Annotated in this window: 20 protein-coding genes and 1 pseudogene; 3 read left to right on the plus strand and 18 right to left on the minus strand. The window is 46.3% G+C overall.

The genetic code is table 11. The features are described 5' to 3' along the window. Positions 1-426: 426 nt before the first annotated feature. Positions 427-666, plus strand: coding sequence for a DUF2093 domain-containing protein (locus tag H3S82_RS02995; protein ID WP_075869960.1), 240 nt, complete (start codon positions 427-429; stop codon positions 664-666). 68 nt (positions 667-734) lie between these two features. Here the strand turns inward: H3S82_RS02995 and lpxK are convergent, their stop codons facing one another. From lpxK to H3S82_RS03045, 10 genes and pseudogenes are all read right to left on the minus strand, one after another. Continuing rightward, positions 735-1,757 carry a tetraacyldisaccharide 4'-kinase gene (lpxK, locus tag H3S82_RS03000; protein WP_198232807.1) on the minus strand — a complete coding sequence of 341 codons (1,023 nt, stop codon included), beginning with the start codon at positions 1,755-1,757 and terminating at the stop codon, positions 735-737. Continuing rightward, the gene (gene waaA, locus H3S82_RS03005; RefSeq protein ID WP_198225331.1) at positions 1,747-3,069 is read right to left on the minus strand and encodes a lipid IV(A) 3-deoxy-D-manno-octulosonic acid transferase; all 1,323 of its coding nucleotides are present in this window, start codon (positions 3,067-3,069) and stop codon (positions 1,747-1,749) included. The genes lpxK and waaA overlap by 11 nt, the downstream gene beginning before the upstream one ends. Positions 3,070-3,080: 11 nt before the next feature. After that, positions 3,081-3,836, minus strand: a complete 756-nt coding sequence (locus H3S82_RS03010; protein ID WP_198225330.1) for a lysophospholipid acyltransferase family protein — start codon at positions 3,834-3,836, stop codon at positions 3,081-3,083. A 226-nt stretch (positions 3,837-4,062) separates the two neighbouring features. Then, entirely contained in the window at positions 4,063-4,308 is a 246-nt protein-coding gene (locus tag H3S82_RS03015) for a DUF4170 domain-containing protein (protein WP_077970212.1), read from the minus strand. A 45-nt stretch (positions 4,309-4,353) separates the two neighbouring features. Continuing rightward, complete coding sequence (locus H3S82_RS03020) at positions 4,354-5,154, minus strand: 3'(2'),5'-bisphosphate nucleotidase CysQ (RefSeq protein ID WP_198232808.1); 801 nt, start codon at positions 5,152-5,154, stop codon at positions 4,354-4,356. Further along, a complete protein-coding gene (locus H3S82_RS03025; protein WP_198232809.1) occupies positions 5,141-6,472 on the minus strand; it encodes a TldD/PmbA family protein in 1,332 nt (443 codons plus the stop codon). Before H3S82_RS03025 ends, H3S82_RS03020 begins: the two co-directional genes overlap by 14 nt. 435 nt (positions 6,473-6,907) lie before the next feature. Continuing rightward, positions 6,908-8,236 carry a pitrilysin family protein gene (locus H3S82_RS03030; protein WP_246785227.1) on the minus strand — a complete coding sequence of 443 codons (1,329 nt, stop codon included), beginning with the start codon at positions 8,234-8,236 and terminating at the stop codon, positions 6,908-6,910. Between the two features lie 8 nt (positions 8,237-8,244). Beyond that, positions 8,245-9,717, minus strand: a complete 1,473-nt coding sequence (locus H3S82_RS03035; protein ID WP_369458988.1) for a M16 family metallopeptidase — start codon at positions 9,715-9,717, stop codon at positions 8,245-8,247. 26 nt (positions 9,718-9,743) lie between these two features. After that, positions 9,744-10,301: a 16S rRNA (guanine(966)-N(2))-methyltransferase RsmD gene (gene rsmD / locus H3S82_RS03040; protein ID WP_198232831.1), complete on the minus strand. Its 558-nt coding sequence runs from the start codon at positions 10,299-10,301 to the stop codon at positions 9,744-9,746. 583 nt (positions 10,302-10,884) lie between these two features. Further along, positions 10,885-12,225: pseudogene (locus H3S82_RS03045) on the minus strand (pseudouridine synthase); the annotation flags it as partial. 175 nt (positions 12,226-12,400) lie between these two features. Here H3S82_RS03045 and H3S82_RS03050 point away from each other — a divergent pair. Then, positions 12,401-12,850 (plus strand): nucleoside deaminase, encoded by a 450-nt coding sequence (locus H3S82_RS03050; protein ID WP_198232812.1) that lies wholly within the window; start codon positions 12,401-12,403, stop codon positions 12,848-12,850. Continuing rightward, a complete protein-coding gene (locus H3S82_RS03055; RefSeq protein ID WP_198232832.1) occupies positions 12,850-13,683 on the plus strand; it encodes an aldo/keto reductase in 834 nt (277 codons plus the stop codon). Before H3S82_RS03050 ends, H3S82_RS03055 begins: the two co-directional genes overlap by 1 nt. A 714-nt stretch (positions 13,684-14,397) precedes the next feature. On the opposite strand, the gene H3S82_RS03060 is transcribed toward H3S82_RS03055, so the two are convergent. From H3S82_RS03060 to H3S82_RS03095, 8 genes are all read right to left on the minus strand, one after another. Next, the gene (locus tag H3S82_RS03060; RefSeq protein WP_078040306.1) at positions 14,398-15,027 is read right to left on the minus strand and encodes a hypothetical protein; all 630 of its coding nucleotides are present in this window, start codon (positions 15,025-15,027) and stop codon (positions 14,398-14,400) included. A 262-nt stretch (positions 15,028-15,289) separates the two neighbouring features. Next, positions 15,290-18,205: an isoleucine--tRNA ligase gene (gene ileS / locus H3S82_RS03065; protein ID WP_198232813.1), complete on the minus strand. Its 2,916-nt coding sequence runs from the start codon at positions 18,203-18,205 to the stop codon at positions 15,290-15,292. Between the two features lie 242 nt (positions 18,206-18,447). Beyond that, positions 18,448-19,197, minus strand: a complete 750-nt coding sequence (locus H3S82_RS03070; RefSeq protein ID WP_198232814.1) for an outer membrane protein — start codon at positions 19,195-19,197, stop codon at positions 18,448-18,450. Positions 19,198-19,705: 508 nt separating this feature from the next. Then, entirely contained in the window at positions 19,706-20,443 is a 738-nt protein-coding gene (locus H3S82_RS03075; protein ID WP_077970224.1) for an outer membrane protein, read from the minus strand. A gap of 200 nt (positions 20,444-20,643) precedes the next feature. Beyond that, the gene (locus H3S82_RS03080) at positions 20,644-21,264 is read right to left on the minus strand and encodes a ribonuclease D (RefSeq protein ID WP_198232815.1); all 621 of its coding nucleotides are present in this window, start codon (positions 21,262-21,264) and stop codon (positions 20,644-20,646) included. Between the two features lie 10 nt (positions 21,265-21,274). Further along, positions 21,275-22,657, minus strand: a complete 1,383-nt coding sequence (locus H3S82_RS03085) for a dipeptidase (RefSeq protein ID WP_198232816.1) — start codon at positions 22,655-22,657, stop codon at positions 21,275-21,277. A gap of 143 nt (positions 22,658-22,800) precedes the next feature. Next, a complete protein-coding gene (gene mutM, locus H3S82_RS03090; RefSeq protein ID WP_198232817.1) occupies positions 22,801-23,676 on the minus strand; it encodes a bifunctional DNA-formamidopyrimidine glycosylase/DNA-(apurinic or apyrimidinic site) lyase in 876 nt (291 codons plus the stop codon). Positions 23,677-24,239: 563 nt separating this feature from the next. Continuing rightward, positions 24,240-25,484 (minus strand): aminopeptidase, encoded by a 1,245-nt coding sequence (locus H3S82_RS03095; RefSeq protein ID WP_077970231.1) that lies wholly within the window; start codon positions 25,482-25,484, stop codon positions 24,240-24,242. Positions 25,485-25,662 lie beyond the last annotated feature (178 nt).

Here is a 25,662-nt window from a genome sequence, read left to right on the forward strand (position 1 = left end):
ACGCTTTATTATGCGCCCGAAATTATGCAACCGGAATTATGTGTCCGAATTAAACCGGGAACGCTTTGGATGATCGGGGGCTCGCGTTTATTTCTAAAAAACAGCTTCTCCCGTCCGTTTATTGTAGAGTCATTTGTTGAAATTGGTTGATCTGGTTTTCTCCTGATAACAAAAACCGTCCGGCTTCCGGTTCGGGCCGTTTGTGCCCGATAGGCGCAGAAAACTTGGATGGAAAAAATCTTGAACAGAAACGAAAATCGCCTCTATGAGATTAGATATGGGAGATAAAACTTAACTCTCTCCAAATGCACGATATGTTTGAATCGAGATCAATAGTTTCGTGAGCGGAGGATTTAAGGCTTTTATAGTTTCACCCGACGCTTTATAATGATTGCCAATGAGCAATCTGAAAGGTTTAGAATAATGATGTTTCCTGGTGGTGAACGCGAGGCGCAACTCCATTACCTGAGTGGCGATTATGAAGTTTTAACACACGGAACTTATGTTTTATGTGCAATTACAGGCGAGAAAATTCCGCTGGACGAGTTGAGATATTGGAGTGCACCACGTCAGGAAGCTTATGCAAGTTGCGAAATTTCCTATCGTCGTGAACTTGAATGTGATCCCCGTCTACGTAAACTTTTGGGCACAACACTTAAAAAATAAGCGTTATTGCCGGTTTATGCATTGAGTTTAATAAATAAAAGCGCCGATGTGGGGCGCTTTTTGTATTTTTACTCCTCAAAAGAACGGTTTTTGAACGCTTCAAGCGTTTCATTTATCCGTTGCTTACAAAAATCCGGATCATCAAAAGAAACTTCGATATCAAACACAACAAGATTTTCAAGCTTCTTGTCCTGTCCATCGGTTTTTAAACGGGCGAAATCCTTTGCAGTGGTAGCAATGGAAAGGTGTTTTGCCTTTGCCGAGCCGATAATGTCATCAAGGTCGAACTCTGTATAAAAATGATGATCGGCATAAATCCGCGTTTGTTCAACTTTGCCTTCCAATTCGCCAATCGAACGGAAAAATTTTTTCGGATTTCCTATGCCGGCAAAGGCGAGAAATTTTTTGCCCGAAACAGCATCGCTGGCAGAGGGCACAAGATGGGCAAAGTTTAAAGGTTTTGCTGCACGGGCTGCCATATGGATAACCTCGTTACCTTTGTCACCATTGCCGATCATCAGTACACTATCGGTATAGACAAGTTGGGTTACAAGCGGTGCACGGAGCGGCCCCGCCGGAAATACTGCATTGTTCCCCAAGCCATGCATGCCATCCACCACCATCAAAGCATAGTCGACGAATAGGCGGCGACTTTGAAAACCATCGTCCATCAGGATGAGATTGCATCCTTGTTTTTGTAAAAGTTTTGCAGCTTCCAATCTGTCGGTTGCTACAGCAACCGGTGCATGTCGGGCAAGAAGCAATGGTTCGTCACCGACTTCGCGAGCCTTGTCAAATTCGGGGTCAACCAAATGCGGGCTATGTATTTCACCACCATAACCACGCGAAATAATTCCCGGATTAAGACCTAGTTTTTTGGCTGCTTCCGCAAGGCTGATGACGACGGGAGTTTTTCCCGTTCCACCAAGCGTAAAATTGCCGACACACAAAACCGGAAGATCAATCACCGGAATATTTTCCCGTTCCATTCTACGGCGGGCAAAAAAACCGTAAATCCACGAAACCGGCAGCAAAAGCCAACGCATCAATTTTTGGTCGTTCCACCAGAAATTGGGTGCTTCACCAACCATGATTGGTATCCTGATGATGAAGTTTTGCCTGCATGATCAACGGATCAATAAACGGGCGGAGCACTTTTAACGTGCGCTCGAGCGCTCCGCTCATATTGGTAGCCGTGTCATAGGCGGCTTCGATCATTTCATAGCGTAACGGTTCATGGGTCAAAAGTGTGTTGAGCTGGACAGCCAATTGCGTGGCATCTTCAACGACTCTTGCAGCATTATTGGCAAAAAATACATCGAACGTATCTTTGAAATTTTCCACATGCGGGCCTGTCAGTATGGCAGATCCTAAAAGTGCGGGTTCAAGCGGATTGTGCCCGCCGGTTTCTGTTAAAGATTTGCCGATAAAAGATACTTTTGCAAGTTGCAAAAACACGCCCATCTCGCCAATTGTGTCCACGAGAACAATATCTGTATCGGCGGTGGGCATTTGTTTTTCACTATGCCGGACGACATTGAGGGACTTTTTAGCAAGTTCCTCCATAATCTCGTCAGCCCGTTCAGGATGACGGGGCACAATGATTGTCAAAAGATTGGGCAATCGTGTTTTTAAAGCAAGATGAACTTCGGCAGCAATATTCTCTTCACCTTCATGGGTGGAGATGGCCGCCCAAACCAGCCGGTTATGCAGACTTTCCCGATATTGCATTAACAGGTGTTTGTCGGCTGCCGGTGCAATGTCGGCTTTCAGATTTCCCGAAACAGCAACTGTTTTGACACCGAGCGCATGATATTGTTCGGCATCACTTTCGCTTTGTCCGATGGCCGCATCTATCTGTCTGAAAATGTGCGAAGCGAGAGCCGACCGTTTTTGCCATGAATGGAATGAACGGCCGGACATATGTGCATTGACCATAACTTGCGGAATGTGGCGGCGCGCAAGTCCGCTAATGCGCAATGGCCAGATTTCGGATTCACAAACGAGTGCCAGATCGGGTTTCCAGTGATCAAGAAATCTTCTTATCGCCGGTTTGATGTCGAGCGGCGCAAATTGATGAATAACCCGACTGCCAAACCGGTTTTCAATGAGACTTGCAGATGTAACTGTGCCGGTTGTCAAAAGCACGTTGATATGAAGCTGCAAGATGCGTTCAATGAGGGGAACGAGTGCCAGCGTTTCACCAACACTTGCGGCATGAAGCCAGATAAGCGGTCCTTCGGGACGCTTTTTATCGGTGCGCCCCATACGCTCGCGTTTTCGATGCGGGTCTTCCTTGCCGCGTGCCGCCCTTAAAGATAGATAGAAGGGAACGAAAGGTCGGATCAAGCCGCCCGCAACGCGATAAAGATATAATGCTGTTCGCGCCTTGAATTCTTTCATGATTGCCCCCGTTATTTCCCTTCCCTAAGACGTTTTTCTGCCTCGTCCGTCAGACGGTTCATAATATCGGAAAGTTCGATGCGTTTTTGCTCCATGAGGTCATCATCGGCATCTTCAGGAACATAGAATGCATCTCCCATCAGAAATATGGAATGTCCGAAAGGGAGCGGAATTACGGTTTTGTCCCATGTTTTTTCCAAAATTTTTACATGAGAAAAGGAATAGATATAAGGGACAATGGGGCGGCCGGATATTTTGGCAAGCAATATGATACCCTTACCGGCTTCGCGCGCTGTTCCATGAGCAATATCAGCAATCATTGCCGCCGTTTTACCCTCTTGCAAGGCGCGTTTTAACGTGAGAAGCGCCCTCGCACCGCCTTTATCGGTATTCTGGTGTTTGGATCGTCCGCCCGAACCGCGCACTGTTTCAAGCCCCAGTTTTTCACCGACCCGTGCATTGATCTCGGCATCAGCAGAGCGCGAAAACATGGCAATGATATGTTCTTTTTTCGGGCGCAAAAACGGCCCCATAATATGACGCCCATGCCAGAATGTAATAATGAACGGGTTATAGGCATCATGAGCCTTTTGCGGGTCATCCGAACCTTTAAGCCGTGGATTGGTCCAATAAACCAGACGCAAATAATTGGCCATAAGCGATACAACAATCGCTTTGGTTACACGGGCGTTCATCAGTGGATAGCGGATTTTACGCCACAAGCGGTTCAATATATCCGATTTTTTTTGTTTTTTCTTTTCAGTCATTCAACTGTCGAACCAATCACTTTTCACGAGGCTGGCCGCAATCCTCTTATTTGAAAATAATATAAGCCCGCGAAGGCATTTGAAAAGCCAGTCCGAGACCACGAAATGTCATTGTCATAATCTCCGGCCAAGATCAAGACATGGCAATCAAATGCTCTGCGAAGAATGCGAAAATGCTTCAAAAAGTGTTAAAACTGTATTGGTTCGTTTCAAAATTGGCAAATATCTATTTGCTACCGGAATGTTCAGGATCGAGCAGGCGATGAAGGTGCACAATATAATAACGTTGCAAAGCATTATCGACACTTGACTGGGCTTTTGCTCGCCAGGCAGCTTCGGCAGATTTGTAATCGGGGAAGATTCCAACGATATCAAGATTATCGAGATCACGAAATTCGTTGCTATCGAGATTCTTCAATTCTCCACCAAAGACCAGATGCAACAATTGTTTTGGTTCACCTGTCGCGCTCATATAGACCTCCTATTATTCTCTACCCATTCTCGAGTCGTTAAACGATTATCCCAATCGAATTTTACGGACAATATCTATCACGTTATTAAGCTCGCTGTTCATGCCTGCAATCAAAAAATCGTGTTCGAAAGGCGCTTTTCCATAAAGCGGCTCTTTGTCGTCCATATCCTTTATTGCACCGCCACATTCCAGCAAAATAAGATCGGCAGCGGCAATATCCCAATCATGGCTGTCAGGTTTGACAAGAACGATGTCGATCTTTCCTTCTGCAGCAAGTGCAATACGATAGGCAAGTGAAGGCAGGTAATGGGCAAAATTGACCTGTGATTTGAAGGTTTCCGGAAGCTTGGCTTCAAGTTTTCCGGTTGCAGAAACAACGAGTTTTCCCTCATGACTTTCCAGAAGCGGAAGCTTATTGCCATTAAGGCTTGCTCCTTTACCTCTTTCAGCTTTATAGACCGAACGGGTTGCAGGACAATCAAGAACGCCAACTTGCGAAATTCCGTCTTCTATGACGGCGACAGATACACACCAATGTTTCGAACCGGAAAGAAAACCACGTGTTCCGTCAATCGGATCAACCACAAAATATCGTTTATAGTCGCTATGCGGGCGTTCATCTCTGGTTTCTTCCGATATCCAGCCATAATCGGGGCGGGCCTTCAACAAGAGTTCTTTGAGAACTTTATCGGCAGCAAAATCGCCTTCGCTCACCGGTGAATTTCCCGGTTTGATCCAGACTTTAGGGTCGTGTCCGAAATAGCTTAAAGCCGTCTTTCCCGCTTGATGGGCAGCATTGACGATAAGCTCCAGATCTTCCGAATTGGTTGTACTATTTGCCTGCAAGGGTCATTCCTTCAATCAACAGAGTGGGTGCTGCCGTGCCATAGCGACGGTCAATATCACTTGCCGGTGTAAGATGAGCCAACATATCAAGTAGATTGGAGCCTAGCGTTACTTCACTTACCGGATAAGCAAGCTCGCCATTTTCAATCCAGAAACCTGAAGCGCCACGGCTATATTGACCTGTCACAAGATCGACACCATGGCCAACCAATTCGGTGACGTAAAATCCGGTTTTGATTTCCTGCATGATTTGTTCCGGCGTTTTATCGCCCGGTTCAATCGCAAAATTGGTACTTGCCGGTTGCACCGATGAAGCAGACCGTACACCGTGACCGTTGGTTTCAAGATGAAGTTCGCGGGCAACTGATGAAGATAAAAACCAGTGCTTGAGGACGCCATTTTCAATGACATTGAGCGGCGTTCCCTCGACACCCTCGCCATCAAAAGGACGGGAAGCATTGCCACGTTTTTTCAACGGTTGATCAGTGACCGTAACTGTCGGCTTCATAATTTGTTCGCCCATGCGGTTTTGCAACAGGCTGGTTTTGCGTGCAACGGCGGCGCCATTCACCATTGAGGCAATGTGGCTTGCAATACCGCGTGCCATGCGCGGTTCGAAAATAACATTGACAGTTCCGGTTTTTGGCTTTCGCGCATTTAACCGCCGAACCGCACGTTCACCGGCATTTTTCCCGATTGTTGTTGTCTTATCGAGAGCGTCGTGGTGAAGAGCTGTTGTATAATCATAGTCACGCTCCATCGCCGTGCCTTCACCGGCAAGTGCGCTACATGAATAGGAAAAGCGACTTGATTGATAACTGCCGCAAAAACCGTCACTGGTGACAAGAACCAGACCGCCGCTCCCATAAGCAGAGGTTGCACCGCCCGAATTGGTAACACCTTTTACCGACAATGCTGCATTTTCAATCTCCAAGGCCTCTTCTGTCAGGCGTTTGCTGTCGGGTATAAAAGGATCGTAAAGATCAAGATCTTTCGGATTTTTAACAAGGAGAGAGCGATCAGCCAAACCTTCAAAAGGATTTTCAGGTGAAACTTTGGCCATGGCAACCGCCCGTTCGGCAAGGCTTATCGGGTCGGCCGAAAGGTTTGCCGAAATACTCGCTACCCTTTTGCCGACAAATACCCGTAACGAGAAATCATCACTTTCCGATGCTTCGGTTGATTCCACTTTGCCAAGACGCACCGATACGCTTACCGAACGTGAGCCGATGATGACTGCATCAGCACTATCGGCGCCGGCTTTGCGTGCTGCTTCGACCAATGCCGAAGCTTTATCAATTTGGCTATCATGGACCATAGAAGATTCCTCTCGATCATTTTGTATGAGATTTTATAAAAACTTAAGCTATAAAACTCAATTCTTTTCATTAAATATAGGTAAAATCTCGGAGATCAGGCACTGTGATGAAGACCCTCACAATTTTTTAAACTTTATGCAGAATGAACAGCAGTTTTCAGAAATATAACGGCGACTATGTTCAAAATTATAAACCGGAGATCAATTGATTTCAGTAAAAATGGTCCGGCACTCTTCGTGAAATTTATATATTCTTATGTTTTAACGCGAACATTTGAGATTGAAGCAAAAAAATAAAACCGGATGAATGCATTTTATTAAAATGCCGACCCTTTTAGTCGAGTCGGCATTATAGAGGAGTCGATAGAGCGGCTCGCCAACAAATAGACAAAACCGGTCGCTTTCTTGATTTTTAGAGAATCAAGACCCGCTTGTTCAACCTTTTGACGGACCAATAACCAATAAAGCCGGTTCCGGACGAAGTAGCTTTTCTGCGATTGCTTTGACCTGATCACGGGTTACAGCCTCGATAAGTGCGCGTCTTTGATCAATATAATCAATCGGTAATTTTTCATCCTGCAAGCCGACGAGTGTTGCTGCAATTTCCGAGGATGACCCCATATTTTGCACAGCATAAGAACCGATCACGTAACTTTTTGCATCTTCGAGTTCTTGTTCGCTCACACCTTCATCGGCCATTCTTTTCACTTCATTACGAATGGTGGCAAGGGTTTTTTGAGCTTCGCTCGAACGGGTGCCGGTAGAAATAGCCAAACTTGCCGAATGGTCATAAAGCATCAAAGACGAACCGACAGTATAAGCAAGGCCGCGTTTTTCACGTACTTCCGAGAACAGGCGCGAGGTAAGACCGGGCCCACCCAGAACATAATTCATCAAATAGGCAGCAAAAAAATCCGGATCATTACGTTTGATACCGGGGTAAACAAGCATCAAGGATGTTTGTGGCAAATCATAATTGACATTCGCCATACCACCCAGATTAAGTTTTGCTTCTTCTACTTTTTGAAGCACGGCTTTCTCTGGCAAGTCGCCAAATATTTGATCAATGATTGTCGCGGCATCGTCGGGTGAAACAGGGCCTACAATGCCGATATGGATATTGTCGCGGGCAAACATATTGTGATGTGCCTTGACGAGATCATCATGATTTATACTCATCAGCGTTTCGGGTGTTCCTTCCCCGCGACGGGCATAAGGATGCTTGCCGTAGATCAAGGTCAAAAGGCGATTTTGGGCAATGGTTTTCGGGTCTTTTTCAGATGCTTTGAGTTCAGCCACCAATTGTTCACGAATACGATCAATAGCGTCATCATCAAAGCGGGGCTTCTGAACAGCAAGTGCAAGCAGGTTGAAAGCCTCTTTGCGATTATCAGCGAGCACTTTCATGCTGCCGCGCATCCGGTCACGATTGACCGAAAATGCCATTTCTGCACCGAGATCATCAAGCCGCCCCTGAAAGGACTGGGAGTCAAAATCACCGGCACCTTCATCAAAAAGTCCGGTCATCAGATTTGCCAAACCTTCTTTGCCTTCCGGATCCTGTGTTGTTCCACCACCAATAGAAAATTGGATTGCTACAACCGGCACAGTTCTGTCTTCAACAAGCCAGCCATGGATTCCTTTTTTTGATGTCACATTTTCTATATTCAAGGCACTTGCGGTTGTTACTCCCAAACCGAGGCCCAAAAAAAGCGAGAATGCGAGGATTGAAGCACAATGAAAAATATTCGATTTCTTGTTCATAGCAATCCTCATTTGTTTTTCTTGCTTTGATTGATATTTGCGGATGTTCCTTCGCTAGCCGGAGGTAACAAATAGCTGGTAACGCTTTTGTCGGGATCAAGATAGCGATTGGCGACCGCTTTTATATCATCTGTTGTCACTTCTTTCAGTCTATCAGGCCATTCAGTTACATCTTCTATCGTCATCCCGACCGAAAGGGAGCTACCGTAAATTTGCGCGAGACCGGAAGGGCTGTCCAGTGAAAAAATCATATTCTTGATAAAGCGGTTGCGTGCCTGATCAAGTTCGGACTTTGTAACACCATTTTTCCGTATTTCGGTAAGTTCATGAGCAATTTGTTCTTGAACATCTTCAAGACTTGCACCTCCCCGAGGCATTCCGTAGAGGTAAAATACACCGTCGTCGACTGCATTGCCGCTATAATTTGCGCCCACTGACGCGGCCGAACCGGTTTTTACAACCAATGACTGGTAGAGCCGTCCACGCGGTGCACCACCGAGAATCTCTCCAAGCAAATCGAGTGCTTGAGCCTCTTTTTTGTCTTTTGCATTGTGATAGGAAGGAACCACCCACATTTTTTGGAAACTTGGCTCGGTGACACGCGGGTCGTGCATTGTCACTGTGCGCAGCGTTTGCTTTTCAGGCTCCTGAGGGCGAATACGCGGACCAATCTGTGAACGGACAGGTAGTTTCCCGTAGATCTCTGTCGCGAGTTCACGCACTTTCTCGGCCGTAACATCACCGGAAATAATGAGGGTTGCATTGTTCGGGGTATAATATTTGTTATAGAAAGCGATCGCGTCATCGCGTGTCAGCTTTTCCATTTCCTGTTTCCAGCCGATCACCGGATTATGGTAGGGACTGTTCATAAATAATGTTGCCCGCGTTTCCTCGGCTAGCATTGCATCCGGATTATTATCGGTACGCATACGTCTTTCTTCAATGATCACGTTTCTTTCCGGCGCTATCACTTCGTCTGTCAAAACCAGATTTTCCATCCGGTCTGCTTCAAACTCCATAATTGTTTCGAGATAATCGGAAGCAACGCTTTGATAGTAACCGGTGTAATCATAATAGGTGAAAGCATTTTCTTCGCCGCCGATTTTGGCGATGAATTTCGAAAATTCGCCATCTTTATGATTTGCTGTGCCTTTGAACATTAAATGTTCAAGGAAATGGGCAATGCCTGTATGCCCCTTCGGTTCGTCGGCAGAACCGACATGATACCAGATCATTTGCGTGACAACCGGTGCCCGATGATTTTCAATCACGACAACTTGAAGGCCATTTTTCAAGGTGAAGCTTTGTGTCGGGCCCGATTTTGTGATTTCCGGAAGATCCGGACTGGCTGAAACAGTCATTTTTTGTTGTATAACAGTTGATTGACTATGTTGTTGCGCATAAAGGGGAAGAAGCGCGGTAGAAGACAGGATAGCGCCAAGCGCCGCTTTTAACATTGTTTTTCTCATGAATTCAGGCACAGGCAAATCCTCTCGCGAATGTATGATCACAATTGTAACATATATATATAAATAATTGTGCCACCATAATGGCGCTCGTCGTCAAGCTTAAAAATGTCGGGTAAGCGAATTGTGGCTTCTTTTGTCTCTTCAAGCACAAAAAGCGCATTGTTTCTTACCCATTGGCCTTCGATAGCGGCAGAAAAAGCTTTTTCTCCCAGACCATGCCCATATGGCGGGTCGGCAAAAACAACGTCGAAGGGTTGCATTGTTCCGATCCGCCCTAAACGGGTTGCATCACGGCGCAATAGTCGGGTAACGCCTTGTAATCCGAAGGCTTCTATATTTTCATGGATTAATCCGCGCCCCTCAACCGACTGTTCGACAAAAGTGCATGTTTCTGCACCGCGCGAAAGTGCTTCTATGCCGAGCGCTCCGGTTCCTGAAAAGAGATCAAGCACGCGTTTGCCATTCCAGAAATTCTCTTGTCGCGATCCCAGAATATTGAACAGGCTTTCACGCGTGCGATCTGTTGTCGGACGGATTGCCTGTCCTGTGGGCGTTGCAAGATGGCGTCCGGAGAACTTACCGCCGACGACCCGCACCTGATCCTCCATTTGACCGTCCGGAACGTTGGCTACGGGAACGTTCTCCATCGGAACGTCCACTTCCTTTGGCGCTGCCCTTACGATCTAGAAATTTGCCTGCTTTCTCGGGCTTGCCGGTAAAAGCTTTCTTCCCGCTGCGGTCATTTTTTGAAGAAAATGCTTTTTCGGAACGGTTGCCGGAAAAACCGGATGATCTTTTCTGGTTCTGTACATCCCTATTTTTCTTCCCGTCATGACGGCGTGGAAAGTCGAATCCACCTTCGTGATATTCAGAAGAACTGCGATAGTTTTTTCGAGGGTGATCAAACTTCCGTTCAGGGGCATTAAATTCCCGCTTTTCGGAAAATTTCCGCTCTGTATTATATTTTCTTGCCGGTCTTTCGCCAGCTCCCCCTGAATGATGCTGAAACTGTTTTTTCCCGCCTTCAAAACCACGGTCGTGACCATAGCCGGACCGCTCTTTTATTGATCCAGCATAATTTCCGGTTTTCTTATAATCCCGATTTTTTCTATCGCCCCGTGGCGCATCATCGTCTTCAAACGAGCGGTCTTTCCGGAATTTCTGTTTGAAATCCGGTTTGCGGTTCGATTTGTCGAAATGTTTCTCACGGTGGTTGAAATGTGTGTCGCTTTCACCCTGTGAAGCGCGATGAGGATGACGGCGAGCGGCTCTTTCTTCAAAACCGTTGTCGTTTATTTCCTCTTCGTCTCTCATGCGCCAGAATTTTTTATGCGCGGTTTGAGGGCGGGCGCCGGGAGCCATCCAGACATTGGCGCTCCGCAATCGTTGCGGTTCTGCTTCAGGCTTTTTCTCGAAAGCTTTTTTAAGCGGGGCAGATTTACTTGCGAATCTACCGCCCCGTTTATTGAAACTGTCCGGCCTTGTTGAAAGCTGGTCGCGGCCACGTTCGGCAAAATCGGCTTTTTTCCAGCGTCTATTAAAGCGGGGTGCTTCCGGTGTTGAAGAAATCCAGCCGTCGTCTGAAACCGTCGGCTTTTCACGCGGCTTTTGTTCTCCAACAACAGGGGCATTGGAAAAAGGCTTCAAAATTGGCAAATCGAAATCGGCATTGGCTTCTTCGATAAGGCGTTCGCCCAATTGGTCGCGCAGTGTGCGCCCTTTCAGTTCACGTACAGCGCCTTCTTCAAGATCGGCAAGTTGAAATGGACCGAAGGAGATGCGGATAAGGCGCGTGACAGTCAAGCCCAGAGCGCCCAGAATATTCTTGACCTCGCGGTTTTTACCTTCTCTTAAAGCCACTGTCAGCCAGACATTTGTTCCTTGTTCGCGCTCAAGTGTTGCTTCTACAGCACCGTAAAAAATGCCATCTATGGCAATACCATCTTTCAATTTATCAAGATCGGCTTGCGTGACTTTGCCATGTGCACGGACACGATATTTGCGCACCCAGCCGGTTGATGGCAATTCAAGAACCCGCGCAAGTCCCCCGTCATTGGTGAGGAGCAACAAACCTTCGGTGTTGATATCGAGTCGCCCGACCGAAAGTACGCGTGGCATACCTTCCGGAAGACTGTCGAATACAGTTGGCCGACCTTCCGGATCGCGGTTGGTTGTCACCAGTCCGGCGCGTTTATGGTAAAGCCAGACGCGGGTGCGCTCAATGGGGGGCAAAGGTTTGCCATCAACGGTAATTGCATCGGTGCGTTTGACATTGAACGCGGGGGTATCGAGAACCTTGCCATTCACCGCAATACGACCTGCGGCAATCATGGTTTCGGCATCACGCCGCGAAGCTATTCCGGCACGTGCCAATCTTTTGGCAATGCGTTCACTGCCATCGCCTTCATCACCGGTTTTGACCTTCGGGTTTTTTTTGTCTTTTTTTCCACGTGGGTCAAAATTATTTCTTGTGTCCCCCCGGTCATTTTGCGGTTTCTTATTGCCGCGATCATATGTCATCTCACATCATCCTTTAGAAGCACCGGGGCGCATTGTTAATTTTTTACCGCTCTAGCTTATTTTTTTCTGATATGGAATCTCTTTCGTCAGTTGTTTTTGATAAACTGTCATAAATGACACAAACGGCGGATAAAATCCAATTGTTCCGGTTCTTCAAAATAATTGAAAGGCAAAAATGACAAAAACGCCGATGGAAATAGCACTTGAAGAGGCAATTTCGGCAAATGCCAATGACGAAGTGCCGGTTGGTGCCGTTATTGTCAAGGACGGCCAAGTGATCGCCAAGGCTTCCAATCTCACGCATAAAAAGTTTGATCCGACAGGTCACGCGGAAATGCGGGTTATTCGTTTGGCATGCGAGGCGCTTCAAAGCGAGCGATTGGTCGATTGCGACCTTTATGTGACTTTAGAGCCCTGTACAATGTGCGCGGCTGCCATATCTTTTGCCCGTATCAGGAGACTTTATTTTGCTGCAAGCGACGAAAAAGGTGGTGCGGTTGAACATGGTGTCCGCTTCTATAGCCAGCCAACATGTCATCATCGTCCGGAAGTTTATTCGGGCTTGGGCGAAAGACAGGCTTCCAATTTACTGAAAAATTTTTTTGCTGGAAAAAGGGAAGAATGATGAAAACAGTAACATTCCCGAATGGTTCGACTGTACCGGCTTTAGGACAAGGTACATGGGGTATGGGGGAGGGGATTTCTCCCGCAGACATTGAAGCCGATTCTCTGCGTGCCGGCCTTGATCTCGGACTGAAGCTCATTGATACGGCTGAAATGTATGGAAATGGTGGTTCCGAAAGAGTGGTTGGCAAAGCACTTGTCGGGCGACGTGACGATGCCTTTGTCGTTTCAAAAGTTTTGCCAAGCCATGCTTCACGAAAAGGAACAATCGAAGCATGTGAACGCAGCCTTAAAAATCTGAAAATCGAAAAAATCGACCTTTATCTTCTTCATTGGCAAAGCAGCGTTCCTTTGAGCGAAACCGTGGAAGCTCTGGAAAAACTTGTTACACAAGGCAAAATCGGCGCATGGGGGGTTAGCAATTTCGATACCGCACTCATGGAAAATCTTGCAGAAATAGCAGCAAAAGGACACATTGCGACCAACCAGATACTCTATAATTTGTCACGTCGCGGGCCGGAGTTCGATCTTATCCCATGGTGTGAAAATCATAATATTCCGGTTATGGCCTATGCACCGATTGAGCAGGGCCGCATTATGAAAGACCGTGATCTTCTGGACATTGCCGGAAAGCTCAATGTTGCACCATCGGTTCTTGCTCTTGCATGGGTTATCCGCAATCCGTTGATGATTGCTATCCCGAAAACCTCGTCAATTAAACATTTGCGTGAAAACGCCAAAGCGCTTGATCTCTCACTTGATCACGATGTCCTGCGAGCGCTCGATAAAATATTCTTGCCACCGACACGAAAACAGCCGCTCGAAGTTATTTGATAAAATTAAAGTTTGAAAGTCGAACGCTTCGAACGATCGGGCGGAGAATGGTGAGAAACACCGTATGTTAAGAACGACTATTTTTGACCTTGTGAAGCGAAGAAGACTTAAAAATGTCGAATTTGGAGGGGGGAAAGCACCTGTTTTAGGAAGTTTCACCCTTTCTCGAATAATCTCTTGCCCGATCATCATTTTGAAACCTTTACCGGAAATCCGTTTTGATAGAAGATTGACTTTGCTTCTGAAACAGGCAACTGAATTGAACAGAGAACACTAATTTTATCATGCGTTTTACGAATAAAAATGAACGATAAGGCTTTCACCCGAGGCGGGCTTTCGGGGGTGGCCAACTAGAGCCATTTATTGAGAAAAATAGATTTCATATGCACCAATCGCCATAGCCGTTTGATAGGGCGAAAGCTTTTCAATCCGGTATCGGCGCAACGATTGCGTCACCAAGTTTGGAGTTATTCACATTGTCGATTGAACATGTGATGAGTTAGGTCAATGGAACGAGTGCTGAAAGCGGCATTATAACATCAGGGTAAGACGCCATGAAAAGAATAACAGAATTAGTTTGTTCCTGCTTCGGTCAGCAAACGAACAATCTTCGTGGTCTTCAAATAAATAAAATCGAACTTTCCCCTATCGGGAGCCGACCGAAGTGTCTCGACAAAAGAATAAAGATTTCAGGAACGGGGTCAGCCTTTATATTTAGAAAGGCCACCAGCTCTTTTTGCCGGAGCTTTCTTTGAGTGCTTTTTTCCTCTCACGCTCTTTTTTCGCCTCATCCTCACCTTTATCTCCAACGGGTGCGGATGCAGCCGGTTGACGATAACTCAAAGGCGGTTCGCTTAAATATTTGCGTGTGGTTGGAGAGCCGCCTTCATTTTCTTTTTTGCGGCGTAAATATTCGGCACGTTGTTCCTTATCGTTATTGACTTGCTCGTTGCGATGAATACCGTCAAGCCATTCCGTCGATCCGGTAGGTTTTGTTTCTTTGCCGCTATCAGGAACAATCGGGGAAACATAATTCGGATTGTTCTGGTTCGCCGTTGCTTCGTCGCGCAATCTCTGCCGCTTCTGTTCCGGCGATTCCGGCCAATCCGGTGTTCCGGTCTGGGCGACGTTGGTTTGCGGTTGTGGCAGGACGCCTTTTGTGCCGGGAGCCGGACGGACAAGCTCCGGACGCGGCTTGGTGTCAACCTGATTTTTATTGGTGTTAGATCTGATTGATGCAATATTCGAAAAATCGTCAATCAGTTGCTTTCCGGTGGATTTATCTGTTCCATAAGTCGGACTGGAAACACCACATCCTGTCAGCATAAGACCGGCCGTAACCATACTCGATACAATAAATGCTACTTCGCGTTTCTTCACTGCTAATCCGTTTTCCCGGCTGTGCCGCCAAAAATTGCTTTCACCATTCCACCCTGAGGCGGATAACAACCATGATTTTGTGCCGTTCATTAGCACCTATAGTCCATTTCCATATCATGACATATGCCTCTACGGCAATCCCCACCAACCAGGAAGTAGTGAAGTTCACTCAAGAGACAGTCTTCACTGGCAAAGAGGAAAACTTTGCCAGTGTTTTTTATTGAGATCAGATTTTCCCGAGTGCGTGGAGTTCATGTAAGGCGGCGGCATCACGTGCTGACACATCCGGATATTCAGGATCACTTCCGACATCCTGTGTATAGCGCCAGGAACGCGCACATTTTTTACCGTCAGCTTTATGAAATTCCACCGCAACGCCCTTGACATCATCGAGCTTGAAAGCATTTTCCGGGGCTTCGGCATTGGTAATAACAATATCGCTGGTGATCGCAATTTCCGCCATATCCATACCTTCGACAGCTTTCAACAAATCAAGGTCGGAAATATAGACAACGGGTGCTGCTTCCAAAGAGGAGCCAATATGTTTTTCAGCTCTTTCAAGTTCAAGTGCGCCCGTTACCACTTTACGGACCTGACGGATTTTGTGCCAGCGCTCGTTCAATTCGTTATCACACCAGCTATCCGGTGTTTTGCGGAATTGTTCGAAGTGAACCGATTTGCTTTCCGGATGCCGTTCAAGCCAGGCTTCTTCCATTGTGAATGGCAACATCGGTGCAAGCCATGTGACCATGCGTTCAAAAATCTCGCGGACAACATGGATTGCGGATTTGCGTTTTATAGAAGAAGGCGCATCGCAATAAAGCGAATCTTTCCGGATATCGAAATAGAAAGCCGAGAGGTCAACGATTGAAAAATCGAGCAATGCACGGGTAATGCGTTTGAAATCGAAACCGTCATAAGCTTCGTTGACAAGCCTGTCCAACTCGTAAAGGCGATGCAGCATAAACTTTTCAAGGTCCGGCATATCTTCATAGGCGATATTTTCGCCCTCGTCATAGGCAAGCGTACCGAGCATCCAGCGAATAACATTGCGGAGTTTCCGATAGGAATCGACGTTGGTCTGAATGATATTTCTTCCCAGACGCTGATCTTCCCAATAATCGGTTGTCATGACCCAAAGGCGCAAAATATCGGCACCAGAAGTGTTGATAACATCTTGAGGCGCGACGGTATTCCCCAATGATTTCGACATTTTCTTGCCTTGTTCATCGAGCGTAAATCCGTGCGTCAAAACAGTATTATAGGGCGCTCTTCCGCGCGTTCCGCAGCTTTCCAGCATGGATGAATGGAACCATCCGCGGTGTTGGTCGGATCCTTCAAGATAAAGATCGGCCGGCCATTTCAAATCAGGCCGATCTTCAAGGGTAAAGACATGTGTGCAGCCCGAATCGAACCAGACATCAAGAATGTCATGAACAGGCTGCCAATCTTCTTTGGCATGTTCACCGAGAAAACGCTCTCTCGCACCTTCCTTGAACCAGGCATCGGCACCTTCTTTTTCGAAAGCATCGACAATGCGTTTGTTGACAGCCTCGTCTTTGAGAATTTCACCGTTTTCCTTGACGAAAATTGCAATGGGAACACCCCATGCACGTTGACGGGATAATACCCAGTCAGGGCGATCTTCCATCATGGCACCAATACGGTTCTGTCCTGCCGGTGGTACAAAACGTGTATCCTGAACGGCCTTGAGAGCGCGTTCGCGCAATGTGGTTCCGTCAGAAAGTTTCTTGTCCATGTAGACAAACCATTGTGGCGTGTTGCGGAAGATAACGGGCTTTTTCGAGCGCCAGCTATGCGGGTAAGAGTGCTTGATACGCCCGCGGGCAAAGAGCATGTCTTTTTCAATCAACAGAGCGATAACGGTTTTATTGGCATCACCATATTTACCGTTATCATCAATAACACGCGAAGCACCGCCTTCGCGATCTGGGCCGAAGCCCGGAGCATCTTTAGTGTAATAACCGGCATCATCAACCGGAAAGGGGATGGATGAATCGATGCCGAGACTTTCGATTTTCCCTTTATTTGCAACCCATACTTCAAAGTCTTCGCGCCCATGGCTTGGCGCTGTATGGACAAAACCGGTACCGGAATCGGCCGTGACATGGTCTCCATCGAGCAGCGGAACTTTGAAGGCGTAATCATTAGCAAAACCTTTGAGCGGATGCGAAAGCAGCATCGTATCAAGCTCGGAAGGATTCAATGAGCGAAGCTTTCTGAAAGTCAGTTTTGCTTTTTTTGCACTTTCTTCAGCGAGCGCTTCAGCAAAAATCAGTTTTTCACCGGGCTTCGGGCCATAATCATTTTCAGCGTCTACAACTTGATAAAGTCCGTAAGGAATGCGGGAAGAATAGGCAACGGCACGGTTACCGGGAATTGTCCATGGTGTCGTTGTCCAAATGACGACAAAAGCCCCTGACAAATCATCAGCCTTGGCTTTCAGAACCGGAAATTTGACCCAGATTGTATCGGATTCAACATCGTGATATTCGACCTCCGCCTCTGCCAAAGCGGTTCTTTCAACGACCGACCACATAACGGGTTTGGAACCGCGGTAAAGCTGGTCAGACATGGCAAATTTCATCAATTCACCGGCAATACGAGCCTCCGCATGGAAAGCCATGGTTGTATAGGGATTTTTGAAATCGCCGATAATGCCAAGCCGTTTGAATTCTTCCGACTGGATTTTAACCCAATGTTTGGCAAATTCCCGACATTCCTGACGGAATTCGTTAATCGGAATATCGTCTTTATTCTTGCCCTTTGCCCGATATTTTTCTTCGATCTTCCATTCAATAGGCAGGCCATGGCAATCCCAGCCGGGTACATAATTGGCATTATAGCCACGCATCTGGAAAGACCGCACGATGGTATCTTTCAAGATCTTGTTCAATGCATGCCCGATATGAATGTCACCATTGGCATAAGGAGGACCATCATGCAAAACATAAAGGGGACGATCAACTGCCTGTTTGCGTAGTGCTCCATAGAGATCCATGTCTTCCCAACGTTTGACAATTTCCGGTTCTTTTTGCGGCAGTCCCGCACGCATCGGAAAATCGGTCTTAGGCAGATAAAGGGTTTTTGAATAATCCATGGCTTGGTCTTTATTTGACATGTTAAAAATTCCTGTAGGCGTTACTGTTTTGCAATCATTGAACTCCCGACCTTCCATACCATTGCAATGTTCAAGCAAGGGTGAAGATCGGGCTAATAATTCGTAACGTCCAAAGGTCGGGGTCATATACACTCATGATGCATGGCTTTATCATGAGATGAAACAGAAAGAAAACTGAAAAATCGAGAAAAAGAAAAGGCCCCGTAAAATACGGAGCCTTTCCAAAACAAAGTTCGTTTAAATTAGAACTTGTAAGCAACACCAACGCGGAAATCGTTGGTCTTGTAGTCAACATTGTATTTAACGTTGTTCTTGCTGTAGTCTTCGTCACCGAAGTCGGTGTAACGATATTCAGCACGCAAGATGATGTGGTCTGTCATAGCATAGTCGAAACCAGCGCCGATTGTCCAACCGACGAGTGTGTCGCTATCGCTAGCTGAAAAGCCAGATACAACCTTGCCAGCAGAATCCTTAACGCGGAAGTTCGAATCAACCTTGGCATAAGCAACACCACCGGCGATGTAAGGCATCCAGCGGTCAACTGCATAACCGATACGTGCACGGGTTGAACCAGCCCACTGTTCTTTCAACTTGCCGCTGAGCGTACCGGTTGTGCCGCCAATAAATGGTACAGAACTCTTGTCGTTCTCGTCCATGTCGCCCCATACCCAGTCGGTATCGGCACCGATGACAATGTTGTTGCCGAGGTCATAGTTATAACCGGCATAGATGCCACCGATGAAGCCTGACGGATCGGGTGAGAAATTCTTTCTACCGTCGAAATTGGTAGCGCTTGTACGATATTTACCATGAAGGTCTGTATCTGACCAGGAACCACCAATCTGGGCACCAGCGTAGAAACCGGTCCAAGAGAAAGCAGGAGCTGCAACAACAGGAGCCGGCTCCTGATTTGCTACAACGTCAGCAGCTTGTGCTGCAGAAGCTGCTGTAAGAGCAGCTGCGGAAGCAGCAATAAGATATCTAATTTTCATTTTTATTCTCCAATGCAATAAAATGCCGTCTGAACTTATATAGTTTATCCGGATAAGAATTGCTGTAGCACGAAAGACACACCTCGCAAAAACTGAAACAAAAACCTCAATAAAATGCGAGGAGGGTTGAAAAATATAGAAAAAATGCAGGTCGTTTCTTTAAAAAAGTGTCGAAAACGCTTTTTGACCAGAATCAAAACCGGGCTTTACGACGTCGATTCGCAAATTTTCCGTTAATTTTTCAAGACGGCGACTTATATGCCAAATCGATTTTTGTGTCAAAGAGAAGAGACCAGAGCCGTTTCCCATGTTTCATTTTTATGGAATAGCCCTGCATTTTATCCGGTTTTGTGACGAACTTTCCATTGAATGCAGGTCTTCTGGTTCTATCAATAGGCAAAACAAGAGATAAAAAGGAGTCAAAACAAGAGATAAAAAGGTTGAACAAGATAATAAAAAAAGCCCCACAGTTTTCTGCGGGGCTTCTTTTTTAATTCTTCAAAAAGAATTAGAACTTGTAGGCAACGCCAACGCGTACATCGTTGGTCTTGTAATCTACATTATATTTGAAGTCCTTGTTGCCGTAGTCTTGGTCACCGAAGTCGGTGTAACGATATTCAGCACGAAGGATGATGTGGTCGGTCATAGCATAATCAACGCCGGCACCCAGAGTATAGCCGGTCAAAGTATCGCTATCGCTGACCTTGCTGTTACGAGCACCCGAGAACTTGGCGTCCGAGTCGATCTTGGCATAAGCAACACCGCCAGCAAAATAAGGCATCCAGCGATCCATTGCGTAGCCGATACGAGCACGGGTTGATCCAGCCCATTTTTCTTTGATCTTGCCATTAACTTTGTATTCGCCTTCTTGGCCTTTGAGGTAGGTCGCGCTGTCGCTTTCGTCCATATCACCCCATACCCAGTCGGTATCGGCACCAATTACGATGTTGTTGCCGAGATCATAGTTGTAACCGGCATAAAGACCACCGATGAAACCTGACGGATCCGGAGAGAAGGATTTACCGAAGCCGGCAAAGTTCTGTACGTTGCTACGGCCTTTGATCTTCTGGTCTGTGTCAGACCATGAACCACCGATTTGACCACCAGCATAGAAGCCGGTCCAGGAGAAAGCAGGAGCGGCAACAACCGGAGCCGGTTCCTGATTCATGACAACGTCAGCAGCTTGTGCGCTAGAAGCAGCGGTTAAAGCCAAAGCCGAAGCAGCAACGAGATATTTTATTTTCATTTGTTAACTCCACGCGAAATGTATTGCGATTGAGTTCAATATAGTTTGTGTGGTCATAAAGTCTGTAACAAAAATGCCACAGCAAGTCGAATGAGCATTTTTTTAGGCCTTTCGGACCAAAAGCTCTTCAGTATGGTAAACAAAGTATAAAAAAACGCCGGAAAACCGGCGCTTTTTAATTTGTAAATATGATTTGCGAATCAACTATGGGCAAAAATATCGACGTCGGGAAAGCCGATAAGATCAAGTTCCGACCTTGACGGCAGGAATTCGAAACATGATTTTGCCACACTCTCGCGTCCGTCCCTGATCAACCTTGCCGAAAGTATCGCTTTTAATTGATGGAGATAGAGAACATCTGTTGCGGCATATTCAACCTGAGCCGGTGAAAGCTCGTCAGCACCCCAGTCGGAGGATTGCTGTTGTTTGGAGATATTGATCTCGAGGAGTTCGGCGACCAAGTCTTTCAAACCATGCCGGTCTGTATAAGTCCGGGTGAGTTTCGAGGCTATTTTTGTGCAGAAAACCGGTCTCGGCATGACACCGAATGTCAAAGCCAATACAGCAAGGTCAAAACGTCCGAAGTGGAATATCTTGGTAATATCCGGATCTCTAAGGATTTTTACAAGATTGGGCGCTGTCTTTTGCCCTTTGGCAATTTGTATAACATCGGCTGTGCCATCTCCCGGTGAAATCTGGACGACGCAGAGCCGGTCGCGATGGGGGTGCAGTCCCAAAGTTTCAGTGTCAATGGCAACTTCCTTGACATTATAATGTTTCAGGTCAGGCAAATCGCCTTTGTGAACGCGTATTTTAGCCATTCTTATTATCCTATTCATTACTCAAGGCAGTTAAAATTCTTGCCCAGGATCGCTGTCCTTTATGGAATGATTTGAGATTATATTTTTCATTCGGCGAATGGATGCGATCGTCATCCAATCCGAAACCGACAAGCAGCGATTCCATTCCGAGGAAAGATTGGAAATCACCGACAATTGGAATCGAGCCGCCCATGGCTGCAAGAATAGCCGGTTTGTGCCATTCTTCGGTCAAAGCTTTCTTGGCGAGTTGAACAAGGGGCGAATCATAGGCCAGTTCGATTGCTGGTGAAGCCCCATGATCTTTGAATTCGACAGAGCAGTCAGCCGGAATTTGCGAGCAAACATAATCACGAAATGATTTTCTGATTTTTTCCGGATCCTGTTTGTGGACAAGTCTGAAAGAAATTTTTGCACTGGCTTTGGCAGCAATTACTGTCTTGAAGCCTTCTCCTTCATAGCCGCCGCTGATGCCATTGACCTCGGCGGTCGGTCTTGCCCATACGAGTTCAAGGACGGAACGGCCTTTTTCGCCCGCCGGAATCGATAAGCCGACAGGTCCTAAAAATTCTTTAGGACCACGATTGAGTGCATTCCAGGATTTCAAGACAGCTTCCGGTGTTTCTTCAACCCCGTCATAGAATCCTTTAAGGGTTACATGGCCGTTTTCATCGTGCAGGCCTGCAATAATTTTTGCAAGAATTTGAATAGGATTTGCTGCAGCACCGCCAAAATGACCGGAATGAAGATCGCGATCGGCACCATGGATAATGATTTCGTCACTTACCATGCCTCTTAACGCAATGGATATGGACGGTGTATCGGCATCCCACATGCTGGTATCACAAACCAGAGCATAATCGGCTTTCAACTCGTCTTTATGGGCATGTAAAAACGGTTGTAGTGAAGGAGAGCCGGATTCTTCTTCCCCCTCGAACAGAATTGTGATCGCAATCGGAAGGCTACCGGTTTCCTTCTTGAAAGCACGGCAAGCCTCGACAAAGGTCATAAGCTGTCCCTTGTCATCACCGGCGCCGCGCGCGGCAATAACCTTTTCACCGTTTAACTGTTTTATTTTCGGGTCAAAGGGATCATCTTCCCAAAGGTTAAGGGGGTCAACCGGCTGTACATCATAGTGACCATAAAACAGAACATGGGGTGCATCTTTTGTCGGACCCGGATGGTGGGCGACAACCATAGGATTGCCTGTGGTATCGCGGCGCGAAGCTTCAAAACCGATCGATTTCAAGTCATTGACCAGCCAATCGGCAGCTTTGCGGCAATCCTCTTTATATTTGGGGTCAGTGGAAATAGAAGGAATACGTAAAAGTTCGAAAAGATGTTCGAGACTATTATCAAGATTTGAATCAAGACGGGATAAAACTTTGTCAAGCATGGAGTGCACCTGCGGTTTGTTGATTGGAAAACAACTTTAAGCCTCTTAAGCCGTTTTGCAAGTTGTTAACATCATTTTTGGCATGTTCACGTCGCTCTTCTTATAGTCGATACGATATTTTCTGCTTTTACAACTTTCCGCCGTTATGTTTGACAATGGGGGCAATAAAAACTCGAACGACCGGATTGGACAATGCGTTTTATTGGGTTTCCGCATTGGAGACACGGTTCTCCTTCTCGGCCATAGACCGAAAAATGGTGTTGGAAATAGCCGAGCGAACCATCTGTATGGACATAATCGCGCAAGGAAGAGCCGCCTGCCTCTATCGCCTCGTTGATAACATCACGAATATTTTGTGCAAGGATTGCCGATTTTTGTTGCGCTGCTGCCGATTTTTTCCCGAGTGTTAGCGATTTCCGTTTCGGAGAAAGGTGACTTCTCCATAAGGCCTCGCAGACATAAATATTTCCAAGTCCGGCAATGATGGTCTGGTCAAGAAGTGCGGCTTTAAGAGGGGCAGACCTGTTACGTAGAACCTCGTTAAGATAGGCACCGGAAAGACTGTTTCCGGTTGGTTCGGGGCCTAAATGGGCCAATAATTTATGGTGTTCAAGGTCAGCCGTTTTTGTCAACAGCATAAAGCCGAAACGGCGTGGATCATTATAGACGGCATGTAAAAGCTCGCCGTTTTCTGTTCTGATATCCATTTCAAAATGGTCATGTGCGGCAAGCTTGTTTTTTTCATGATAATAGGAACCGGGTGTTCTATTTTCGACACGCCAGGAACCCGACATACCCAAATGGCTTATGATTGTTTCCTCATTATCAAGATAGATAAGCAGATATTTTGCCCGTCGTCCGAGGCTGATAATTTCACGCCCCGTAAGAAGGGATTGAAAATTTTCCGGAAATGGAAAACGTAAATCCGGCCGGTTTTGTTTAACGTTTATTATCTTTGCATGGGTGAAACTTGGTTCGAGACCACGTTTGACAGTTTCAACTTCAGGAAGTTCAGGCATATCCGATTGTTCTTGGGTTCTAAGCGGGAATTTGTTTCAGCCGCTCCGGTTCAGGTATATAACATTGTTTTTTTACAAAATAATCGTTGCGAAAGCCGATTTTAAGGTAAGACAAAAAATTTTCTCACGAAAAAAAGAATGTTGTAAATGACGGAATGTCATTTTTATTGAACAATAAATCATCAACTTTTTAAAACTGTCATCGGATCAAGGTTTACCGAATATGCACTCATTAAAGCGGTTCATGAAAAATCGGGTTATTAATTAATGTCACTTTAATATGGACGATTGAATTGGCAAATTAACCAATTGTTAACCTTTTTCTGTCAATTTCTAAGTACAAATAAATGTTATCATCTTGAAAAACAGAGATAACGACCACAGATAAGGCTTAACAACGCGATGATTGACCACGGATGTACTGGCAGTCAACGCATAACGGAAGGTCGGGTTTCCCCCGGCCTTTTTGTTGTTTTTAGTTATTTTAAAAACGGATTTCGAATTTTTAGCAAAAAACGAAATCCGTATTTTTTAAATCGGGTTGTTCAAAAAAATGGGCGCAATTATGCCCATTCGCCTTTCCTGAAAACCGGAACTTTTTTCCCGTCAGCAGTGATACCGTCAATATCGATTTCTCCGGACCCGATCATCCAGTCGATATGAATAAGGCTTTTATTGCCACCCTGTTTTTCGATTTGCTCTTTAGAAAGTGCGGCTCCTTTCAAGAAGCATTTCGAATAGCACTGCCCAAGGGCAATATGGCAGGCGGCATTTTCATCAAACAATGTGTTATAGAACAACAGACCGCTTGCAGAAATCGGCGACGAATTGGGAACGAGTGCAACTTCGCCCAAATGGCGAGCACCTTCATCGGTATCAAGGATCTGTTGCAATACTTTTTCGCCTTTCGAAGCGTGCGCTTCGACAATGCGCCCCTTTTCAAAACGGACTTTGATTTTGTCAATCAATGTGCCTTGATAGGATAGGGGCTTTGTCGAGCTTACATAACCTTCAACACGATGGGCGTGTGGCGTTGTGAAAACTTCTTCGGTCGGAATATTCGGGTTGCAGATAACGCCATTTTTTGCTTTCGAGGCGCCACCTTGCCATTCGTGGCCATCAGCAAGGCCGATGGTCAAATCTGTTCCGGGACCACTATAATGGAGAGCGGAGAAGCGTTGGTCGTTTAGCCATTTTGCATGTTTTTTCAAATTGGCATTATGGTCTTTCCATGCGCCGATTGCATCCGGTTTATCAACACGGGAAGCAGCAAATATCGCATCAGCAAGTTTTTTTGTCGCCTCGATGATTGGTAAATCGGGAAAAACCACAGCCGCCCATGACGGATTGGGATAGGAAACGATATTCCAGTTGATATCAAAGCCCGCAATTTTTTCGAGCGCCGGTTGATAGGCAAGAGATGTAGCTTTATTGACCCGTGAAACTTTGGCAGGGTCTTCGTTAGCAAGAAGCGACGGATTATCTCCAGCAATAGCAAGTCGTGCCGCACCGTTTGCATAGGCTCTTGCCATACCTTCATAAAGCCAGCTTGCTGCCTTGTCGAAACTCTTGTCATGAGCATCTTTGAAACGGCCAAGCGTCATTTCTTCATCACTGAAAATAGGGGTAACGACACCGGCGCCGGCTTTATAAGCATGATGGGCAATCCGGCGTACGAGTGGAAGTGCAGCAAGCGGGCTTGTGAGAACGAGATCTTGACCTTTCTGCAGGTTGAGACCGACCTTGACAGCCACTTCTGCGAGCCGGTCAAGTTTTTGAGGATCGATAACAGATTGGTCTTCATTCATTGCGAGGTTTTCCTTTTAAAATTAAAAATCGCGAAACGACGTGTTTTTCGAGCAAATGATAATAGTTTTACCCGCTATGTCAAAGCGACTTTGGAAACATAGAGACAGGAAAAACGGCAAAATCGGAGCAATGCTTATCAGGACTTTTAAATCATTGGTGGTATTTGAATTTTTCGAT

This window comes from Bartonella sp. M0192 (assembly GCF_016102305.1).
GTDB classification, from domain to species: domain Bacteria; phylum Pseudomonadota; class Alphaproteobacteria; order Rhizobiales; family Rhizobiaceae; genus Bartonella; species Bartonella apihabitans.

Excerpts from the sequence above, each read along its gene's own strand:
- H3S82_RS03080 (WP_198232815.1), bottom strand. The coding sequence starts at position 21,264 with ATGGCTAAAATACGCGTTCACAAAGGCGATTTGCCTGACCTGAAACAT.
- H3S82_RS03070 (WP_198232814.1), bottom strand. The coding sequence starts at position 19,197 with ATGAAAATTAGATATCTTATTGCTGCTTCCGCAGCTGCTCTTACAGCA.
- ileS (WP_198232813.1), bottom strand. The coding sequence starts at position 18,205 with ATGTCAAATAAAGACCAAGCCATGGATTATTCAAAAACCCTTTATCTG.
- H3S82_RS03085 (WP_198232816.1), bottom strand. The coding sequence starts at position 22,657 with ATGCTTGACAAAGTTTTATCCCGTCTTGATTCAAATCTTGATAATAGT.
- H3S82_RS03055 (WP_198232832.1), top strand. The coding sequence starts at position 12,850 with ATGAAAACAGTAACATTCCCGAATGGTTCGACTGTACCGGCTTTAGGA.
- H3S82_RS03075 (WP_077970224.1), bottom strand. The coding sequence starts at position 20,443 with ATGAAAATAAAATATCTCGTTGCTGCTTCGGCTTTGGCTTTAACCGCT.
- H3S82_RS03025 (WP_198232809.1), bottom strand. The coding sequence starts at position 6,472 with ATGGTCCATGATAGCCAAATTGATAAAGCTTCGGCATTGGTCGAAGCA.
- H3S82_RS03050 (WP_198232812.1), top strand. The coding sequence starts at position 12,401 with ATGACAAAAACGCCGATGGAAATAGCACTTGAAGAGGCAATTTCGGCA.
- H3S82_RS03030 (WP_246785227.1), bottom strand. The coding sequence starts at position 8,236 with ATGAACAAGAAATCGAATATTTTTCATTGTGCTTCAATCCTCGCATTC.
- lpxK (WP_198232807.1), bottom strand. The coding sequence starts at position 1,757 with ATGGTTGGTGAAGCACCCAATTTCTGGTGGAACGACCAAAAATTGATG.
- H3S82_RS03095 (WP_077970231.1), bottom strand. The coding sequence starts at position 25,484 with ATGAATGAAGACCAATCTGTTATCGATCCTCAAAAACTTGACCGGCTC.
- H3S82_RS03010 (WP_198225330.1), bottom strand. The coding sequence starts at position 3,836 with ATGACTGAAAAGAAAAAACAAAAAAAATCGGATATATTGAACCGCTTG.
- mutM (WP_198232817.1), bottom strand. The coding sequence starts at position 23,676 with ATGCCTGAACTTCCTGAAGTTGAAACTGTCAAACGTGGTCTCGAACCA.
- H3S82_RS03015 (WP_077970212.1), bottom strand. The coding sequence starts at position 4,308 with ATGAGCGCGACAGGTGAACCAAAACAATTGTTGCATCTGGTCTTTGGT.
- waaA (WP_198225331.1), bottom strand. The coding sequence starts at position 3,069 with ATGAAAGAATTCAAGGCGCGAACAGCATTATATCTTTATCGCGTTGCG.
- H3S82_RS03060 (WP_078040306.1), bottom strand. The coding sequence starts at position 15,027 with ATGGTTACGGCCGGTCTTATGCTGACAGGATGTGGTGTTTCCAGTCCG.
- H3S82_RS02995 (WP_075869960.1), top strand. The coding sequence starts at position 427 with ATGTTTCCTGGTGGTGAACGCGAGGCGCAACTCCATTACCTGAGTGGC.